12 protein-coding genes and 1 other annotated feature are annotated in these 18,048 nt (G+C 36.5%); of the genes, 8 read left to right on the top strand and 4 right to left on the bottom strand.

Annotated elements, in window-relative coordinates:
* The first annotated feature begins 71 nt into the window (after positions 1-71).
* From lepB to pheT, 6 genes are all read left to right on the top strand, one after another.
* Complete coding sequence (lepB, locus tag I586_RS02045) at positions 72-617, top strand: signal peptidase I (protein WP_034701387.1); 546 nt, start codon at positions 72-74, stop codon at positions 615-617.
* A gap of 138 nt (positions 618-755) precedes the next feature.
* On the top strand, positions 756-4,334 hold the full coding sequence (locus I586_RS02040) for a PD-(D/E)XK nuclease family protein (RefSeq protein WP_010764836.1): 3,579 nt from the start codon (positions 756-758) through the stop codon (positions 4,332-4,334).
* A complete protein-coding gene (addA, locus tag I586_RS02035) occupies positions 4,327-8,124 on the top strand; it encodes a helicase-exonuclease AddAB subunit AddA (RefSeq protein ID WP_010764837.1) in 3,798 nt (1,265 codons plus the stop codon). Before I586_RS02040 ends, addA begins: the two co-directional genes overlap by 8 nt.
* A gap of 65 nt (positions 8,125-8,189) precedes the next feature.
* On the top strand, positions 8,190-8,534 hold the full coding sequence (locus I586_RS02030) for a winged helix-turn-helix transcriptional regulator (RefSeq protein WP_010764838.1): 345 nt from the start codon (positions 8,190-8,192) through the stop codon (positions 8,532-8,534).
* Between the two features lie 41 nt (positions 8,535-8,575).
* Positions 8,576-8,784 (top strand) — a binding site (T-box leader).
* Between the two features lie 78 nt (positions 8,785-8,862).
* Positions 8,863-9,909: a phenylalanine--tRNA ligase subunit alpha gene (pheS, locus tag I586_RS02025; RefSeq protein WP_010764839.1), complete on the top strand. Its 1,047-nt coding sequence runs from the start codon at positions 8,863-8,865 to the stop codon at positions 9,907-9,909.
* A gap of 6 nt (positions 9,910-9,915) precedes the next feature.
* Positions 9,916-12,339 carry a phenylalanine--tRNA ligase subunit beta gene (pheT, locus tag I586_RS02020; RefSeq protein ID WP_010764840.1) on the top strand — a complete coding sequence of 808 codons (2,424 nt, stop codon included), beginning with the start codon at positions 9,916-9,918 and terminating at the stop codon, positions 12,337-12,339.
* A gap of 65 nt (positions 12,340-12,404) precedes the next feature.
* On the opposite strand, the gene I586_RS02015 is transcribed toward pheT, so the two are convergent.
* Genes I586_RS02015 through I586_RS02000 form a run of 4 tightly spaced genes read right to left on the bottom strand, consistent with a single transcriptional unit; the run spans position 12,405 to position 15,406 of the window.
* The gene (locus I586_RS02015) at positions 12,405-13,043 is read right to left on the bottom strand and encodes an amino acid ABC transporter permease (RefSeq protein WP_034701690.1); all 639 of its coding nucleotides are present in this window, start codon (positions 13,041-13,043) and stop codon (positions 12,405-12,407) included.
* 31 nt (positions 13,044-13,074) lie between these two features.
* On the bottom strand, positions 13,075-13,773 hold the full coding sequence (locus I586_RS02010; protein WP_010764842.1) for an amino acid ABC transporter permease: 699 nt from the start codon (positions 13,771-13,773) through the stop codon (positions 13,075-13,077).
* 47 nt (positions 13,774-13,820) lie between these two features.
* Positions 13,821-14,645 carry a transporter substrate-binding domain-containing protein gene (locus tag I586_RS02005; RefSeq protein ID WP_010764843.1) on the bottom strand — a complete coding sequence of 275 codons (825 nt, stop codon included), beginning with the start codon at positions 14,643-14,645 and terminating at the stop codon, positions 13,821-13,823.
* Positions 14,646-14,677: 32 nt separating this feature from the next.
* On the bottom strand, positions 14,678-15,406 hold the full coding sequence (locus I586_RS02000) for an amino acid ABC transporter ATP-binding protein (RefSeq protein WP_010764844.1): 729 nt from the start codon (positions 15,404-15,406) through the stop codon (positions 14,678-14,680).
* Between the two features lie 461 nt (positions 15,407-15,867).
* On the opposite strand from I586_RS02000, the gene racE reads away from it, so the two are divergent.
* A complete protein-coding gene (racE, locus tag I586_RS01995; RefSeq protein ID WP_010764845.1) occupies positions 15,868-16,692 on the top strand; it encodes a glutamate racemase in 825 nt (274 codons plus the stop codon).
* 4 nt (positions 16,693-16,696) lie between these two features.
* Complete coding sequence (rph, locus tag I586_RS01990; protein WP_010764846.1) at positions 16,697-18,046, top strand: ribonuclease PH; 1,350 nt, start codon at positions 16,697-16,699, stop codon at positions 18,044-18,046.
* Positions 18,047-18,048 lie beyond the last annotated feature (2 nt).

Below are 18,048 nucleotides of genomic sequence, written 5' to 3'. Positions count from 1 at the left end.
TTAAAAAGAAAAGAATTCTGTAGAAATTTGATAGTCTGTGGTAAACTATAGAAAGCAAGTTTTTTGGAGGAATGAATTTGAAATCTAAAGAGTTATTACATACAATATTATTTTTTGTTGGTTTAGCCGCATTGTTATTTTTATTAAGACAATTCGTGTTTACGCCTGTTGTAGTCAAGGGGCACTCTATGGATCCAACATTAGCAGATGGTGAGCGTGTTATTGCATTAAAAAATACCGAAATCAAACGGTTTGATATCGTAACATTTCCTGCGCCAGATGAACCCAAGAAGAATTATATCAAGCGGGTTATCGGGTTACCTGGAGATACGATCGAGTACAGAGACGATGTTTTGTATATCAATGATAAAGAAGTAAAAGAACCTTATTTAAATGAATTCAAGGAAGCCTTGACTGACGGGTTACCATTGACGTTTGACTTTACTTTAAATGAAGTGACTGGTGAGACTAAAGTGCCAGATGGTCAATATTTTGTAATGGGGGATAATCGTCGAAATTCAAAGGATGGACGAATGATCGGTTTCATCAGTAAAGATAAGATACTTGGTGATGTAAAATTTGTCCTTTGGCCACTAAATCGTTTTGGAACAATTTAGCCTTTTTCTTTATTAATGGCAAATCAAAAAAGTTCTCTTTTAATTAAGAGGCTTTTTTTGTTGGATGAGTATTAGCCGTAATTAAGGTGGTTTTATGATAAACTAAGAGAACGAGATATTTATAAAGGATGTGACAGAATGAGTCTACAATTTATCCGTGGAACTGCTGATATGGATTTAGAAGAAGCACTTTTACAGTCTTCTGTTCAGTGGTTGTCTGAAAATGAAGCCCATGAGGTTTTCTATTTAGTACCGAACCATATGAAATTTGAACAAGAAATTAACGCATTAAAACGAATCAAAACTATCCAAGAAAAAGATACAGATTCGATTGCAACCATGCGTTTTCAAGTTTTCAGTTTTTATCGTTTGGCGTGGTACTTTTTACAACATACGCAGTACTATAGCTCAGAGATTCTTACTGAAGCTGGAGCTGCGATGGTTTTTAGAAAAATTTTATCGGAAAATGAAGAGTCGTTGAACGTTTTTCGTGGAGAAGTAAATAAATCAGGATTCATTCAACAACTGTTTGATTTATATCAGGAGATGAAAGAAGGAAATGTTGACTTAGATGAGTTATTTGGTCAGTTGTCAAATCCTAATTCAGATAGTAAAGAACAAGATCTACAATTAAAAGTTCAAGATATTAAATTGGTTTTTTCAAAATTTGAAGAAACAATGAACCAGTATGGAATAAAATCTGCAGAGATCATCAATTATTTAACAGACTATTTAGAAACTAAAGATCTAAGCAATGTTTTATTTGTAATCAATGGCTATGCTAATTTTTCAGCTAGAGAGTTAAAGTTGTTGGATACACTTATGCGCCGAGGCGGAGAGGTTAAAATTTCTTTAGTCCTAGATAAAAAATACCCCAATGAATTGCCCTCTTTAATGAACTTATTTTATGAAACAGGTACAACCTATCATAAGTTATATCAATTAGCTAGAAATGCCAATGTTCCTATATTACCTGACCATGTTGAAAATACGAAACTATTGGTTGCTAATAAAAGCCTACAAACACTTGGTGAGTATTGGATTGAAGCGCAAGAAAAACATCCTAAAAGGGGAGAGCAAAAAATCGCTGATGGGCACCTAGAGTTTTGGTGTGCTGAAAATCCCAAAGAAGAAATCAATCATATCGCTAAAGAGATTAGACGATTAGTAGTTGAAGAGAAGTATCGTTATAAAGATATTCAGTTATTGATGCGTGAGCTAGATAGTTATGAAACGATGATCGAACCTCTCTTTTCGATGCATGAAATTCCAGTTTACTTAGATCGGGATATGGCGATGGAACAACATCCTTTGGTAGAATTTATTCAGTCTTTATTTGCGATTCATGCGTATCACTATCGCTATCGAGATGTATTGCGATTTTTGAGAACAGAATTATTTTTCCCGCTCGATGACCAAGTTACAATTGATAAATGGCAGGTTCAACGCGATGAATGGCGTCGTAAAATTGATGTTGCTGAAAATGTTGTTTTGGCTTATGGTTATGAAGGGTATCATTGGGAAAAAGACAAAGACTGGCATTTCATTCGCTATGATTTTGAAGCAGAGCAACAAGATGATACTGAGTTGATTGAAAAGGATTCAAATGCCGTTCGAAGAATGATCCAACAAACAGTACCAGCATTTTTTGAACAGATTCAAAAAGCAGAAAAGGGAATAGATGCAGCGGATTATTTTTATCGCTTTTTAGTGAATAATGGAGTAGAAAAACAATTGATGATGTGGCGTAATCAAGCGATTGATCGCGGTCAGTTAGAAACCGCACGCAACCATGAACAAACGTGGGAAGCTTTAATGACATTATTAGATGAATATGTAACGATCTACGGGAATGAAACCTTTGATTTGACTTCGTTTGAAGAGATTTTTTCCAGTGGATTAGAAGGATTACGGTATAACAAGGTACCGACTGCTATTGATCAAGTACAAGTACGTGCGATTGATCTTGCACGACCAGGACAGGCAAAAGTCGTATTCGCAATTGGGTTAACAGACCAAGTTTTACCACAAAAATTTGAGAATAAAACCCTTCTTTCTGATGAGGAACGCCAATTTGTTAATGGCTATTTGGATGAAGGTCAATTTTTGTCGAATGATACGAGAAAAAATATTGCAAAGGAACCTTTTAATGCCTATATCTTATTCGCTTCGGCAACGGAACACTTATATTTGTCTTATCCAAGCGTGAAAGATACGGCGAAAGATGTTAAGATTTCTACGTATTTAAGCAATATTCAAAAAGATCTTGGAGTGGCTATCCAACAGAGAAATACTTTAACGATTTTTGATGATGAACAAGTAAGTTTAGCGCATGTGGGTACGTATCGAACACTGATTAGTGATCTAACCAATTTGAAACGACAAAAACGAGAGACACAGGAAGGAATTCTAGATTTTTGGTTGGTGTTAGAACGTGAATTGATGAAACAAGATCAAGGCACTCTAGCAAGACATGTATTCGAAAGTCTAGGCCACCAAAACCTTCCAGAAAATTTACAGGAACACTTAGCAGACGAATTATATACAAAAAATATTTATACTTCTGTTTCAAGGATGGAAAGTTTCTATCGCTGTCAGTATCAATACTTTACGCGTTTTGGGTTGGGCTTAAAAGAACGAGATGTTTTTGGGTTGACACCTGCTGCTACTGGTGATTTTTTCCATGAAGCGCTAGATCAGTTTTTTAAATTACTAATCATGCAAAAGAAACAACTATCAGAGTTAAGCGATCGAGAAGTCAGCGAATTCACTGAACAAGTCCTAAATGCTGTGTTTGGAGAGATAAAATTCTCAATCTTAGATACGTCAAGTCGGATGAATTATATTCGATATCAGCTTGGTCAAACAATCAAAAAAGTAAGTTGGGCTTTAAAACGTCAAAGTGAACGCAGTGGAATGACTACCGTTCAGACTGAGGTTTTGTTTGGTCAAATTGCAAGTCAAAAGGGAATCAAAGGATTGGAGTTACCACTAAAAAATGGTGGGAATATTAGTGTGAGAGGTAAAATTGACCGTTTAGACCAATTAGTCACACCAGATTCTTTATATTTAGGTGTCGTTGATTATAAATCTAGTCATAAGAAATTTAACATTACAGAAGCTTATTATGGACTCGCTATGCAAATGCTGACGTATTTAGATGTTGCCTTGATGGACGCAGTAAATTTAGTAGGACAATCGGCCAAACCAGCAGGTTCATTTTACCTTCACGTTCATAATCCGATTCTGCCGTATGAGACAGAGGATAAAAAAGAACAACAACTGATCAAGAAGTTTCAATTTGATGGATTGTTATTAAATGATCCCGTTTTACTTGAAAATTTAGACAGAAGTTTAGAAGCAAAGCAAAGCTCACTCATTTTTCCGATAGAAGAGTCTGCTAAGGAACTTATCAAGCCAGGGCGTAGACAAGAAGACAAATTTGTAACAGAGCCTGAGCTAGATGCATTATTAGCGCACAACCGCAACAAGTTTGTGGAAGCAGGGAATAAAGTCACGAGTGGTGAAATTGAGTTGAATCCGGCATACCAAGGTAAAGAACGCATTGCGTGTCGTTTTTGTCCTTTTAGAAGTGTATGTAACTTTGATGTTATGCTGAAAGAAAATAATTATAACCGAATTGAAACACTATCTAAAAAAGAAGTGATGGATCGTTTGCTTGAAAATGAGCAGGAAGGAGGAACAATTGATGAGTAAAACTATCCCGTTACGCCCCGAAAATGAACAATTCACAGATAATCAATGGCAAGCGGTGTTCGATGGTGATGAAAATATATTGGTTTCTGCTTCGGCAGGTTCTGGAAAAACCACCGTCCTTGTTCGAAGAGTGATTGAGAAGCTTAAAAGTGGTGTGGATATCGATCGTTTATTGATTGTGACATACACAGAAGCTGCAGCCAAAGAGATGAAAGAAAGAATTCAAGTCGCATTACAAAAAGCAATCACTAGTGAAAGTGAACCTGAGAAAAAGCAACATTTTATTCATCAATTGACGTTACTCCCGACAGCGAACATTAGCACCTTACATGCGTTTTGTTTGACTGTGATCCGACGCTTTTATTATTTGATCGATATGGATCCTGTCTTTCGTTTGCTGACCGACGAAACCGAAATGCTGCTGTTAAAAGAAGATGTTTGGGATGATTTGAGAGAAAAGTTTTATGCTGAAAACGAAGAAGCATTCTATCAACTGACGAGCAATTTTTCAAATGACCGCAGTGATGACGGTTTGACTCGACTGATTTTTTCATTGTATGAATTTGCTCGTGCTAATCCTGATCCGAAAGAATGGTTGGCTCATCTTGCTGATAGCTATACAATAAAAGGGCAATTAGGAGATTCAGCACTATTTCAAGATTTTCTTAAGCCACAAGTTATGGAAAGTTTATTGCGTTGTGTGGATCGATATGAAGAAATGATCCGTTTAACTGAAGGAGAAGAAAAACTGTCGAAAATCGCGGATCTTGCGCGAAACGAAAAAGAATTCGTAGAAACGTTCAGTAGTCAATTGGCCGATAATGATTTAGAATCTGGATATGACATTTCAAAAACGGTTAAGTTTGAACGGTATCCTACTGTCCGCGTCGAAGAATTGAAAGAAACAGCCGTTCAAGCAAAAAATTTACGAGAACAAAATAAAAAAGCCGTTAATGATATTTTGGCAAATCTGTTTACATTGTCACCAGAGCAAATGAAAACAATTTTGGAACAAGCTCGCCCACTAGTTGAAGAGATGGCCCAAGTTGGAAATGCATTTATCAATGCCTACAGTACACAGAAATTAAAAAAAGGACTTGTTGATTTCAATGATCTAGAGCATTTCACTTTGAATATCCTTACAAAAAAAGTGGATGGAAAATGGTTTGAAACGGAAGCTTCTAAGTACTACCGTGAGAAATTCGATGAAGTTTTGGTCGATGAATATCAAGATGTCAATCGGTTGCAAGAAACAATTTTGTATTGGCTACGAAAGCCATTGGCTGAAGAAGGAAACTTATTTATGGTTGGAGATGTCAAGCAGTCCATCTATTCCTTCCGTTTAGCTGATCCAACATTATTCATCGAAAAATATAATCAATATGGACAAAATAAAGAGGGTAAAAGAATCATTTTGGCCGAAAATTTTCGTTCAAGAAAAAATGTGTTGGATTTTACCAATCTTGTTTTTGAACAGTTGATGGATGAACGTGTTGGTCAAATTGCCTATGATGAAGCTGCCCAATTGGTCCATGGATTTGATCAATTTGAAGAAGCGGAAAACTATGACACAGAACTGTTAATTTATGAAAAAAAATCAGAGCAATTGGAAGAACCCCTTATTTTAGATGATTCACAACTGATTTTAGAAGATAAAACAGAAGGCGAATTACACATGACAGCGTTAAAAATCAGAGAATTGATCGATAAAAAATTTCTGATTTATGATAAAGCAACAAAAGAAAATCGTCCGCTGATGTATCAAGATATTGTACTGTTGACACCAACAAAGAAAAATAATTTGACCATTTTAGAAATATTTAAACAGGCTGGTATTCCGATCCAAGTAAACGATGCTCAGAATTATTTTCAAGCAACAGAAGTACAAACAATGGTTGCACTTTTACAAATCATTGATAATCCGTATCAAGATATCCCATTAGCTGCGGTACTACGCTCACCAATAGTAGGGTTAAAAGAAAATGAATTAGTTACAATTCGTTTGGCTGCCAAAAAGAGTTCCTACTATGAAGCCTTTTTAACGTTTAATCAAATGGAGCCTAAAGAAGTTTCAGAACAAGCGCTAAAAGAAAAAACGATACATTTTTCAGAATTACTTGAACAATGGCGAGAACTTGCTAGACGAAATCAGTTAGCTACTCTTATTTGGCAGATTTATCAAGATACTGCGTATTTAGACTATGTCGGTGGGATGGCAGCTGGAAAACAAAGACAGGCCAATTTATTTGCACTTGTTGATCGAGCGGCTAGTTATGAACAAACAAGTTTTCGTGGGTTGTTTCAATTTGTTCGCTTCATTGAAAAAATGCAAGAAAAAGATAAAGACCTAGCGGAACCTGTTATTTTGAGTGAAGAGAATGCAGTTCGTGTAATGACGATCCACGCAAGTAAAGGCTTGGAATTTCCAGTTGTCTTTATTTTAGACATGACAAAAGAATTTAATCTAGGAGATCTAAATGAGCGGTATATTTTTGATGATAGACTTGGTGTAGGAATACGGTATTTGGATCAAAATGATCGAATGCTTTTTGAAACATTACCATTTCTAGCAATCAAGCAGGCGAAGTTGAAGAAGTTACTTTCAGAGGAAATGCGTAAATTGTATGTAGCCTTGACTCGTGCAGAACAAAAACTCTATCTTGTGGGTTCGTATAATAACCAAGAAGCAACGTTTAAAGAATGGCTGAAAGTGGCTGATGTTCAATCAAAAGTCTTGCCAAGTGAGAATCGTCTGCAAGGGAAAAGTAGTTTGATGAACTGGGTAGGTATGAGCTTGGTTCGCCATCAGAAAATGTCTGAGTTTCAAACTGAATTTATTACTGAAAACATTCCAGGTATTACTCACCATTCCGCTGGTTTTTCAGTTTCATTTATGACGGAAAAGGAAATTGTAGAACAATTTGCCTCACTTCAATTCATTGATACTGGTGTAAATACGGGAGAAACGACTAAAAGTAGTGATCCAAAGGCTGTACAAGAAGGTCTTAGTCGGTTAAACTACGATTATCCCTATCAACTTTCAACAAAAACAACGAATTATCAATCGGTATCTGAGATTAAACGAGTTTTTGAAGATCCTGATAATAAAGAAATTGCTAAGATTGAAGTGAATGAAAAAAATACGATCCAGCCAGCTCCGATGATCGTTCATCGGATAAGTGATGGTGAGTTAGGAAAACCTAAATTCATTGAGACGATTCGCAAACCATCTGCTTTAGAAATCGGAACTGCGACTCATTATCTCTTACAGCTTTTGGATTTAAATATGGAACCAAGTAAAGAAAGTATTCTTCAATTAATTGACGAACTGGTTCAAGCGAAGATTATTCAAGAAAATGTAGCGAAACATATCAATAGTAATCAGGTTCTATCCTTCTATCAAACGAAATTAGGACAAAAACTGTTAGAAAATCCTAAACAAGTTGTACGAGAACAACCCTTTTCGATGCTATTGAAAGCGGAAGAATTGATCAAAGATTATCCAAAAGAAACGCAAGATGATTTATTGATTCACGGAATGATTGATGGGTATGTTGAACAAGAAAAAGAGTGTATTCTGTACGATTATAAAACTGATTTTGTTCAAGATATCGAAAATATTCAAGAAATCAAAAAAATCATTCAACGCTATCGTGGTCAGTTAAACTTATATCGAAAAGCATTAGCTCAAGCAACAGGTAAAGAAGTAAATAACGTCCTGTTAGTATTATTATCGGCAGGTATTATTATCGATATGGATGAAGAAAAAATCATTGAAAAAATGAAATAAAATAGAAGCAAATATACTTACAAATTGTAAGTTGTGTGCTATACTCAGTTCACGAGGTGAGGAAAATGGAGCAAGTAAAAACAACCGATTTTTCACTATGTCCCAAGTTCGAAAAAGCATTCGCGATTTTAGGGAAGAAATGGAATGGTTTGATTATTGATGTCTTGTTGGAAAATGGTCCTCAACGATTTGGTGAGTTAAGACAAAAAATCCCAGAACTTAGCGATCGAGTGTTAGTAGAACGCTTGAAAGAATTAGAAGGCGAAGGGATCATCTCTAAAGCAGTTCGTTGCGATGAGAGTAGTCGTCTAGAATATTTTCTCACAAATAAAGGCAAGGACTTGCAACAAGCAATGGAACAAATCCAAGAATGGGCAGAAAAATGGGTCACATCTGAAGAATGCTGTTGACCTAAGACTTAATTTCTTGTAAACTGTAATCAATTGAATAACAAAAAACGTTGATAGAAAAGAGTAATTTGGCTGATACGAAAAGGGAAAACCTGTCATAGACTGTAAACAGGTTACGTCATCGAAAAATGAAATTCACTTCTGGAGTTTGTTTGTTCCAAGTGTTCAGACCGGTGAAAGCCGTTATAAGAATTGAGTGCATGATTTTTTGTCATGAAGTAGGATGGTAACACGATAGCTCGTTCCTTTATATGAGGAGCGAGCTATCGTTTTTTAATTATAGACTGAAACTCAATTTTATTATCAAGCAAAAGAAAGGATTAGAAAAATGACATTAAAAGCGCAATTAGAAGCGTTAAGAGATGAAACATTGACAAATATTCAAAATGTAGCAGATCTTAAAGCCTTAAACCAAATCAGAGTGGAAACACTAGGAAAAAAAGGTCCAATCACAGAAGTCTTGAGAGGAATGAAAGATTTATCAGCAGAAGAGCGTCCTGTAGTGGGGAGTTTTGCCAATGAAATCCGAGATTTATTGACTGAAGCTGTTGAAACTCGCAAGGAAATTTTAGAGACAGAGGCGTTGAATGCAGCCTTGGAACAGGAAACAATCGATGTAACATTGCCAGGTAAACAGATGACACATGGCACTCGTCATGTATTATCCCAAGTGATGGAAGAAATCGAAGATATTTTTGTAGGAATGGGCTATCAAGTTGTAGAAGGCTATGAAGTTGAGTCTGATCATTATAACTTTGAACGGATGAATTTACCAAAAGATCACCCAGCTCGTGATATGCAAGACACTTTTTATATCTCAGATGAGATCTTGATCCGTACCCATACATCTCCTGTACAAGCAAGAACGATGGAAAAACATGATTTTTCAAAAGGGGCACTCCGCATGATTTCTCCAGGGAAAGTTTTCCGTAGAGATACAGATGATGCGACACATAGCCACCAATTCCATCAAATCGAAGGGCTAGTCATTGATAAAAATATTACAATGGGTGACCTAAAAGGCACATTAGAAGTTGTGATGAAGAAAATGTTTGGTGAAGATCGTAAAATTCGTCTGCGCCCAAGTTATTTTCCGTTTACTGAACCTTCCGTTGAAGTGGATGTTAGTTGCTTCAAATGTGGTGGTGCAGGCTGTAATGTTTGTAAGCAAACAGGTTGGATCGAGATTTTGGGTGCTGGAATGGTTCATCCGGACGTCTTGTCTATGTCAGGAATCGACCCGAATGAGTATACAGGATTTGCTTTTGGCTTAGGCCCAGATCGTGTAGCAATGCTACGTTATGGTGTTAATGACATTCGTAATTTCTATCAAAATGATTTACGTTTCTTAAATCAGTTCAAGGTAAAGGAGTAGTCGACGATGTTAGTTTCTTATAAATGGTTAAGTGAATATTTAGATCTATCAAAAATCTCAGCAAAAGAATTATCTGATCAAATGTCTTTAACAGGGATTGAAGTTGAAGGTGTTGAAGTACCAGAAGAAGGTTTGAAAAAAATTGTGGTCGGAGAGGTCAAAGAATGTGTCCCACATCCTAACTCTGATCACTTATCAATATGTCAAGTGGATATCGGTGAAGAAGAATTATCGCAAATTGTATGCGGTGCACCTAATGTGAAAGAAGGGATCAAAGTAATCGTAGCGTTACCTGGATCTCGAATAACAGGGAATCAAAAAATCAAAAAAGGTAAAATGCGTGGAGAAGTTTCGAACGGCATGATTTGTTCTTTACAAGAATTAGGGTATTCAGATAATGTAATTCCTAAAACTTATTCAGATGGAATCTATTATATGCCAGAAGACGCTGTGAATGGTGATGATGTCTTTTCATACTTAGATATGGACGATCATATTATCGAATTATCGATCACACCAAACCGTGCTGATGCATTAAGCATGCGTGGTGTTGCCTACGAAGTCGGGGCTATTTACCGTCAAACACCCAAGTTTAATGATGAGCCCTTAAAAGAGGATACAAGTGAAACTGCTGCAGATTACATTTCTGTGGAAGTGACCGACAAAGAAGATACACCAGCTTACCAAATCAGAGTTATCAAAGATGTGAAAATCGCTGAAAGTCCACTATGGCTGCAAACACGTTTAATGAATGAGGGGATTCGCCCAATCAATAATGTAGTTGATATCACAAACTATATCCTTTTATTATTCGGACAACCGTTACATGCGTTTGATTATGATAAGCTAGCGAGCAAAAATATTTTAGTAAGACGTGGTAAAACAGGTGAAGAAATTGTCACATTAGATGGCGAAACACGCAAAGTATCAGAGGAGAATATCGTTATTACAAATGGGCAAGTTCCTGTCGCCTTGGCTGGCGTTATGGGTGGGGCTGACTCAGAAATTACTGATGAAACAACAACTGTAGCTTTAGAGTCAGCTTTATTTAATTCACTATCCGTTCGTAGAACATCAAAAGAGTTCAATTTACGTAGTGAGTCATCTAGCCGATTTGAAAAAGGGATCAATCATGCAACAATTGGTGAAGCAGGAGATGTAGCTGCTGCAATGATCGCCAAATTAGCTGGAGGAACCGTTGTTTCAGGTAAAGCGGTCGGTTCAGAAGTAACCCTTGATGAGGTTGCTGTAAGTGTGACGATTTCGCGAATCAATGAATACTTAGGAACTAAAATGGATCAAGCGACGGTCAGTGAAATTTTTGACACACTAGGTTTTGACTATGTACTGGATCAAGAAAAATATACGGTATCAGTTCCTCCTAGACGCTGGGATATTACGATCGAAGCCGATTTGATCGAAGAAGTAGCACGCATTTATGGGTATGATAACTTACCATCTACATTGCCAAAAGGTGAAACAGTGGCAGGTAGCTTAACTAGCGGACAGCTTTTAGTTCGTAAAATCAAGAGTCTGTTGGAAGGCTGTGGAGCGAGTGAAGCAATCAGCTATGCTTTGACGACAGAAGAAAAATCTCGTCAATTTATGATGAGAGAAAGTGCAACTACAAGTTTGCAATGGCCAATGAGCGAAGAACGTTCTGTTTTAAGAATGAACTTGATTTCGGGATTATTGGATGACGTAGCCTATAATGTTGCTCGAAAAAATAACAATGTAGCTCTTTATGAAATAGGGCGAGTATTCTACCAAGATAATGATCCTAAAAAAGAATTACCATACGAAGAAAATCATTTAGGTCTTGTTTTATCAGGGAATAGAACGGTAAAAGACTGGGAAACAAAAGAGACACCTGTTGAATTCTATACGATCAAAGGGATGTTAGAAGTTTTATTTGATTCACTTGGAATCTCTGAGAAAATTACTTTTGTGGCAACAAAAGATAACAAGGATCTACATCCTGGAAGAACAGCTTTAGTGAAATTGAATGACACAGTCATCGGATTCGTTGGACAGGTTCACCCAACGGTAGCAAAAGAATATGAAATCCCTGAAACATACGCAGCTGAATTGAATCTCAAAGCAATCATTGACGAAGAAAATGAACCGTTAGTGTACAAACAAATTTCAAAATTCCCTGCCGTTTCACGTGATATTGCGCTACTCGTTAGTGAATCAGTAACAAGCCATGAACTCGTTGAAACAATTTCAAAACATGCAGGAAAATTCTTGCAATCTGTTCACTTATTTGACGTTTACCAAGGCGATAACATTGCTGAAGGTAAAAAATCAATGGCTTATAGCCTAACTTTTGTGAATCCAGAAGCAACTTTGGTTGACGAAGAAATCAATCAATCAATGGAAAAAGTAGAGAAAGCTTTAGTGGAACAATTTGATTTAACGATTCGTTAGAAAAAAGGTGCTGTGACAAAACTTTTCTAGTTTTTGTCGCAGCACCTTTTAGTTTGAATAAATTTTTAAACCCAATTTCTAGATAGCCATCTCGAAAACTGAGAAATCGAGAAATTAATTACAAAATACATTAAGGCCACAAGCCCATAAATGGCGAAAACCTGCTCAGTTTGAGCGTAGCGCCCCATAAGGATATATGATTTTCCGAATAGTTCTTGTAACGCGATAACAGAATATAAAAAACTAGTATCTTTAATGACGGTTACAAATTGAGAAACAATGGCTGGCAATACATTGCGAATGGCCTGAGGCAAAACGATATGCAAAAGGATTTGAAAATTGCTGAACCCTTGCGAGCGAGCTGCTTCTTTTTGACCTTTATCTACGCCATTTAAGCCACCACGAATAATTTCGGCTAATGCTGCTGTTGTAAAAACCGTAAAACTTACGATGCCAGCTGGCGTAGACTTAATTTTAAAAATCAAGAAAATAACATAAATCCATAATAAATTAGGTATATTTCGAACGATTTCGATATACAAGCTAGCTAAAAATTTTAAAGGACCTGTTTTTTGATTCCTCAGAACAGCCAAAATTGTCCCAAACAGGGTACTTAAAACAATTGAAACAAAAGAAATATAGAGAGTAAGCTTCAAACCATCAAATAAAAAGCGCAAATTATTGCCGGTCAGAAGTTGACTCATTTGTTCTGAAAAAGACATGATTGCGAACCTCCTATCTGGTATAAGCTTTCTTATTATTTTCTTCTAATTTCCGAGCTAATTTAGCTAATGGGAAACACAAAATGAAGTAAAGGAATCCTGCTAAAGCGAAAGCTGGAATGTAATTTAAATTAATGGAAGACCAGCTGTTTGCTGTGAACATTACATCTGCACCTGAAATGATAGCGACGGTAGAAGTATTTTTGATCAAGTTAACGATTTGATTTGTTAATGGCGGCAACATAATGCGCCAAGCTTGTGGTAATACAACATAACGCATTGTTTTACTGTAAGAAAATCCTTGTGAATAGGCCGCTTCGAATTGTCCTTTTGGCACAGCACCGATCCCAGAACGAACAACTTCGGAGATATAAGCCCCATGGTAAAGACCAACACAGAGAATGGCAATCGTCGTTGTCGAAAAAGTTAATAGTGGGCTGATCAATGGAAAGCCATAATAAACAACAATAAATTGAATCAACAGAGGTGTGTTTTGGAAAAATTCAACATAAATTCTACTGATTATATTCAACAACTTATTTTGCATTGCAGACAGACTACCGAAAAAAATACCTAGTAGCATTGCTACAACTAGTGACCCAACGGCTAATAGAATAGTATAGAGGAAAGCATCACCAAAAAGTCTCCAATCTTTAAGTAATGCTTCCCACCTGTAAAGTGCAAATGGGCCTGTATTAGCTATAATGAACATCTGATTTCCTCCCAAATCCTAACGAAGTTGCGTAGAGTCGGGAAATATTAGTCCAGATTCCACGTCTTGTAAATTTTTTCTAAAGTGCCGTCTTTTTCCCATTTTTCAATGGATTTATTTAAGTGGTCATTTAGTTCAGTGTTTGCTTTTTTCGTAGCAATACCATATTCTTGTGGTGAAAAACCATCTTTTAGTATCTCAGTGCTATCATCTAAATAACCTGTTAAAATAGATTTATCAACTGAAAAAGCGTCAATTCTTTTTGAAGTCAAAGCAGTTTTTAGTTCTGGGTATGACCCAAGTTCTTGGTATTTGAAAGACACACCTAATTCTTTTGCTTGTTTTTCGATGGCTTCTTTTGTAGTTGCTGATTGAACGACACCGATTGTTTTACCATCTAAGCTAGCAGTATCAGTGAATTTATCAGCTTTTCTTACTAAGAAACCAACTTCATCTTTATAATAAGGCGTCGTGAAGTTATATGTTTCTTTTCGTTCTTCTGTAATGGTGAATGTTGCGATAACCATATCCAACTCTCCATTATCTAGCAACGGGCCTCGTGTTTTAGCTGTTACACCGACAAACTCCACGTTATCTTCACTACCTGTCAGTTCCTTAGCAATCAAGCGAGCGATATCTGGCTCCATCCCTTCATTTTTCTTCGTGTCAGGATTCATATAACCAAAATTGGGTACGTCTTCTTTAATTCCGACTTTAATAACGCCAGCATCTTTGATTTTTTGAACATCGGTTGTTCCTTTGCTGTTAGAGTTGGCTGAATCTGTACCATCTCCGCCATTTCCACAACCTACAATCAAGCCAAGTAATAGCGTAAGAGAGAGCGCACCTAAAAGTTTCGTTGTTTTTTTCATTTGAAAATCCTCCTTCTATATGTGTTGTTTTATTAGTTATGAATAATCTTACTTAAAAATTCCTTTGCACGTTCGTTTTGAGTGCTAGTGAAGAAATGTTCTGGTGTGCCAGTTTCAATGATTTGTCCATCATCCATAAAGATAACTTTGTCGGCCACTTGACGTGCAAAGCCCATTTCGTGTGTTACACAGATCATCGTGATATTTTGCTTAGATAAGTCAACCATTACATCTAATACTTCTTGGATCATTTCAGGATCAAGCGCTGAAGTGGGTTCGTCAAAAAGAATGATTTCAGGATGCATGTTTAATGCTCGCGCAATCGCTACTCGTTGTTGCTGACCACCTGATAGTTGAGCTGGATAGGCATTTGCTTTATCAGCTAAGCCGACTCGTTCTAAATATTCCATACCAGTTTTAGTTGCTTCTTCTTTGCTAACGCCTTTTACCTTGATGGGTGCTAAAGTAAGGTTTTGGATAATTGTTTTGTGGGCATAGAGATTAAAACTTTGAAAAACCATCGCTACTTTTTGACGCACTTTTTGTACCGGAGCTTTAGGTTCCGTGATGTCGATGCCGTCGACTAGAATATGTCCGTCAGTCACTTTCTCTAGTCGATTGATGCAGCGGATCAACGTGCTCTTTCCAGAACCAGACGGGCCGATGATTACAATTTTTTCTCCTTCGTTGACGTTTAAAGATACATCTTTTAATACATGATGATCTCCAAAATACTTATTTACATGTTCCAACGAAATCATGGTCATTCTCCTTTATGTATAGAATTATCACATCATATTTAATGAATTGATGTTGTGGATTATAAGAATAGATTTTGAATAAAATGGAGAAATGATTTTTTTTAAATGGAAATAAGAAAATAATAAGAGTGGGGTATACGATTATTATTCATGTATAGTCGTATAAATAGGATGTTCTCGTTATTTCGTATGTTCTTTTATAAAAACAGTTCTCCTTTTTATCTAACTAAAAAATCATAAATCTATTCGTTTGTTAATGTTAGAAATTATAACATATGAAAAATAAGATTACCAGTTTTTTTTCAAAACCCAAAAAGAAAAAGAGTTTAAAGGAGTATAGGAAATGAAAAATTGATCGTAAAAAATGATATAATAGAAGATAGTAAGAATAAAACTTGAAAAAAAACAGCAAAAAGTAGAGAATAAGAGTGTTGTAAAAATACTGTAAAGGTTTGATTGACTTGAATAATCATGAAGCAATAGGATTTATAGATTCTGGGGTCGGCGGACTTACGGTAGTAAAAGAAGCAATGAGACAACTACCTAATGAACGTTTGATCTATCTTGGCGATACGGCAAGGTGTCCTTATGGGCCAAGACCTGCTGAACAAGTTGTTCAGTTTACTTGGGAAATGACAAATTTCCTTTTAGAAAAAAAGATTAAAATGTTAGTTATTGCGTGTAATACAGCGACTGCTGTAGCATTAGAAGAAATTAAAGCGCAATTAGATATTCCTGTCGTTGGTGTGATTTTACCAGGAACAAGAGCGGCTTTAAAAGCAACAAAAATGAATCGAATCGGTGTTATTGGTACTGCTGGAACAATCAAAAGTTGTGCTTATGAACAAGCGTTAAAGAGAAAAGCACCGAACACATTTGTTACTAGTTTGGCCTGTCCTAAATTTGTCCCAATCGTAGAAAGTAATGAGTTTCATTCATCTGTAGCAAAAAAAGTTGTATCAGAAACGCTTAATCCATTACAAGTGAAAAAATTAGATACCTTGATTTTAGGCTGTACACATTATCCATTATTACGACCTTTAATTCAAAATGTAATGGGCGCTCAGGTAAAATTAATTGATTCTGGTGCTGAAACAGTAAGTGAAGTGAGTATGTTGCTCGATTACTTTGATATCGCGAATACCCCACATTATAAAAATGAACCAAATGAATTTTATACCACAGGATCGGCAAAGATGTTTAAAACGATCGCAAATGATTGGCTCAATATAGACGCAATCAAAGTCGAACAAACTCGATTGTCTAATACTATACAAGGGAGATGAAGTGATGATCAGACATGATGGAAGACAAGCTAAGGAACTTAGAAACATTACCATTGAGACAAACGTCTATAAACAACCAGAAGGTTCAGTTGTGATTTCTTTTGGAGATACTACGGTCATTTGTTCTGCTACGGTGGAAGAAAAGGTGCCACCGTTTTTAAGAGGGGAAGGGACAGGGTGGGTGACTGCTGAATACAGTATGTTACCTAGAGCCACTAATACGAGAAACATCCGTGAGAGCGCTAAAGGCAAATTAACCGGCAGAACGATGGAAATTCAACGTTTGATTGGTCGCTCATTGCGAGCTGTTATTGACTTGAAAAAATTAGGTGAAAGAAATATCATTGTTGATTGTGATGTTGTACAAGCAGATGGAGGAACTCGAACTGCAAGTATTACAGGTGCTTTTGTGGCAATGAAAATAGCTGTTGACAAAATGCTCAAGTCAGGGGAGCTAGAAGAAAATCCAATCAAAGAGTATCTGGCAGCGGTTAGTGCTGGAATAATAAATGACGGTCAATGTGTTCTTGATCTGGATTATGTAGAAGATTCTTCTGCATCAGTTGATATGAATCTTGTGATGACCGAATCAGGAAATTTTGTTGAACTACAAGGGACAGGTGAAGAGGCTACTTTTTCTGGTGATGATCTGAATGCTTTATTATTTTATGGAAAAACAGGTATCGAACATTTGATTGCTTATCAAAAAGAAGCTTTAATGAACGAAAACAGCGAGAAATCATATTCAACAGATGATAAGACAATTGTGATTGCGACAAGAAATCCTGGTAAAGCGAAAGAGTTTAAGACACTATTTGCGGAAAAGGGTTATGATGTAAAAACGTTATTGGACTATCCTGAATTACCAGATGTGGAAGAAACAGGAAACACATTTGAAGAAAATGCACGTTTAAAAGCAGAAACCATTGCTGCTATTTTGCAACAGCCTGTCTTAGCGGATGATTCCGGTTTGATTGTTGATGCGTTAGATGGGATGCCGGGCATTTTTTCTGCACGCTTTGCGGGTGAGCCTACGAACAATGCAGCTAATAATGCGAAACTATTACATGAATTAACAGGTGTGCCAAAAGAAAAACGGACTGCAACATTTCATTGTACACTTGTCTTTGCAGCACCGAATAAAGAAAGTTTAGTGGTAGAAGGAAATTGGCCAGGTGAGATTGGAACGATTCCACGTGGAGACAATGGATTCGGTTATGATCCTCTATTTTTTGTACCAGATGAGCAAAAAACTGCAGCTGAACTATCCGATGAACGCAAAAATAAAATTAGCCATAGAGGAAAAGCAGTAGAAAAATTAAAAGATCAATGGGAAAATTGGTTAGAAAAATAGGA

Origin of the sequence: Enterococcus moraviensis ATCC BAA-383 (genome assembly GCF_000407445.1) — a bacterium.
GTDB classification, from domain to species: Bacteria; Bacillota; Bacilli; order Lactobacillales; family Enterococcaceae; genus Enterococcus_L; species Enterococcus_L moraviensis.
This window is presented reverse-complemented; position numbering and strand designations above follow the sequence as displayed.

Bases quoted from the DNA above. Each gene is read 5' to 3' on its own strand.
- I586_RS02030 (WP_010764838.1), top strand. From the start codon at position 8,190: ATGGAGCAAGTAAAAACAACCGATTTTTCACTATGTCCCAAGTTCGAA.
- pheS (WP_010764839.1), top strand. From the start codon at position 8,863: ATGACATTAAAAGCGCAATTAGAAGCGTTAAGAGATGAAACATTGACA.
- pheT (WP_010764840.1), top strand. From the start codon at position 9,916: ATGTTAGTTTCTTATAAATGGTTAAGTGAATATTTAGATCTATCAAAA.
- I586_RS02000 (WP_010764844.1), bottom strand. From the start codon at position 15,406: ATGATTTCGTTGGAACATGTAAATAAGTATTTTGGAGATCATCATGTA.
- I586_RS02040 (WP_010764836.1), top strand. From the start codon at position 756: ATGAGTCTACAATTTATCCGTGGAACTGCTGATATGGATTTAGAAGAA.
- lepB (WP_034701387.1), top strand. From the start codon at position 72: ATGAATTTGAAATCTAAAGAGTTATTACATACAATATTATTTTTTGTT.
- I586_RS02005 (WP_010764843.1), bottom strand. From the start codon at position 14,645: ATGAAAAAAACAACGAAACTTTTAGGTGCGCTCTCTCTTACGCTATTA.
- rph (WP_010764846.1), top strand. From the start codon at position 16,697: ATGATCAGACATGATGGAAGACAAGCTAAGGAACTTAGAAACATTACC.
- I586_RS02015 (WP_034701690.1), bottom strand. From the start codon at position 13,043: ATGAGTCAACTTCTGACCGGCAATAATTTGCGCTTTTTATTTGATGGT.
- addA (WP_010764837.1), top strand. From the start codon at position 4,327: ATGAGTAAAACTATCCCGTTACGCCCCGAAAATGAACAATTCACAGAT.
- I586_RS02010 (WP_010764842.1), bottom strand. From the start codon at position 13,773: ATGTTCATTATAGCTAATACAGGCCCATTTGCACTTTACAGGTGGGAA.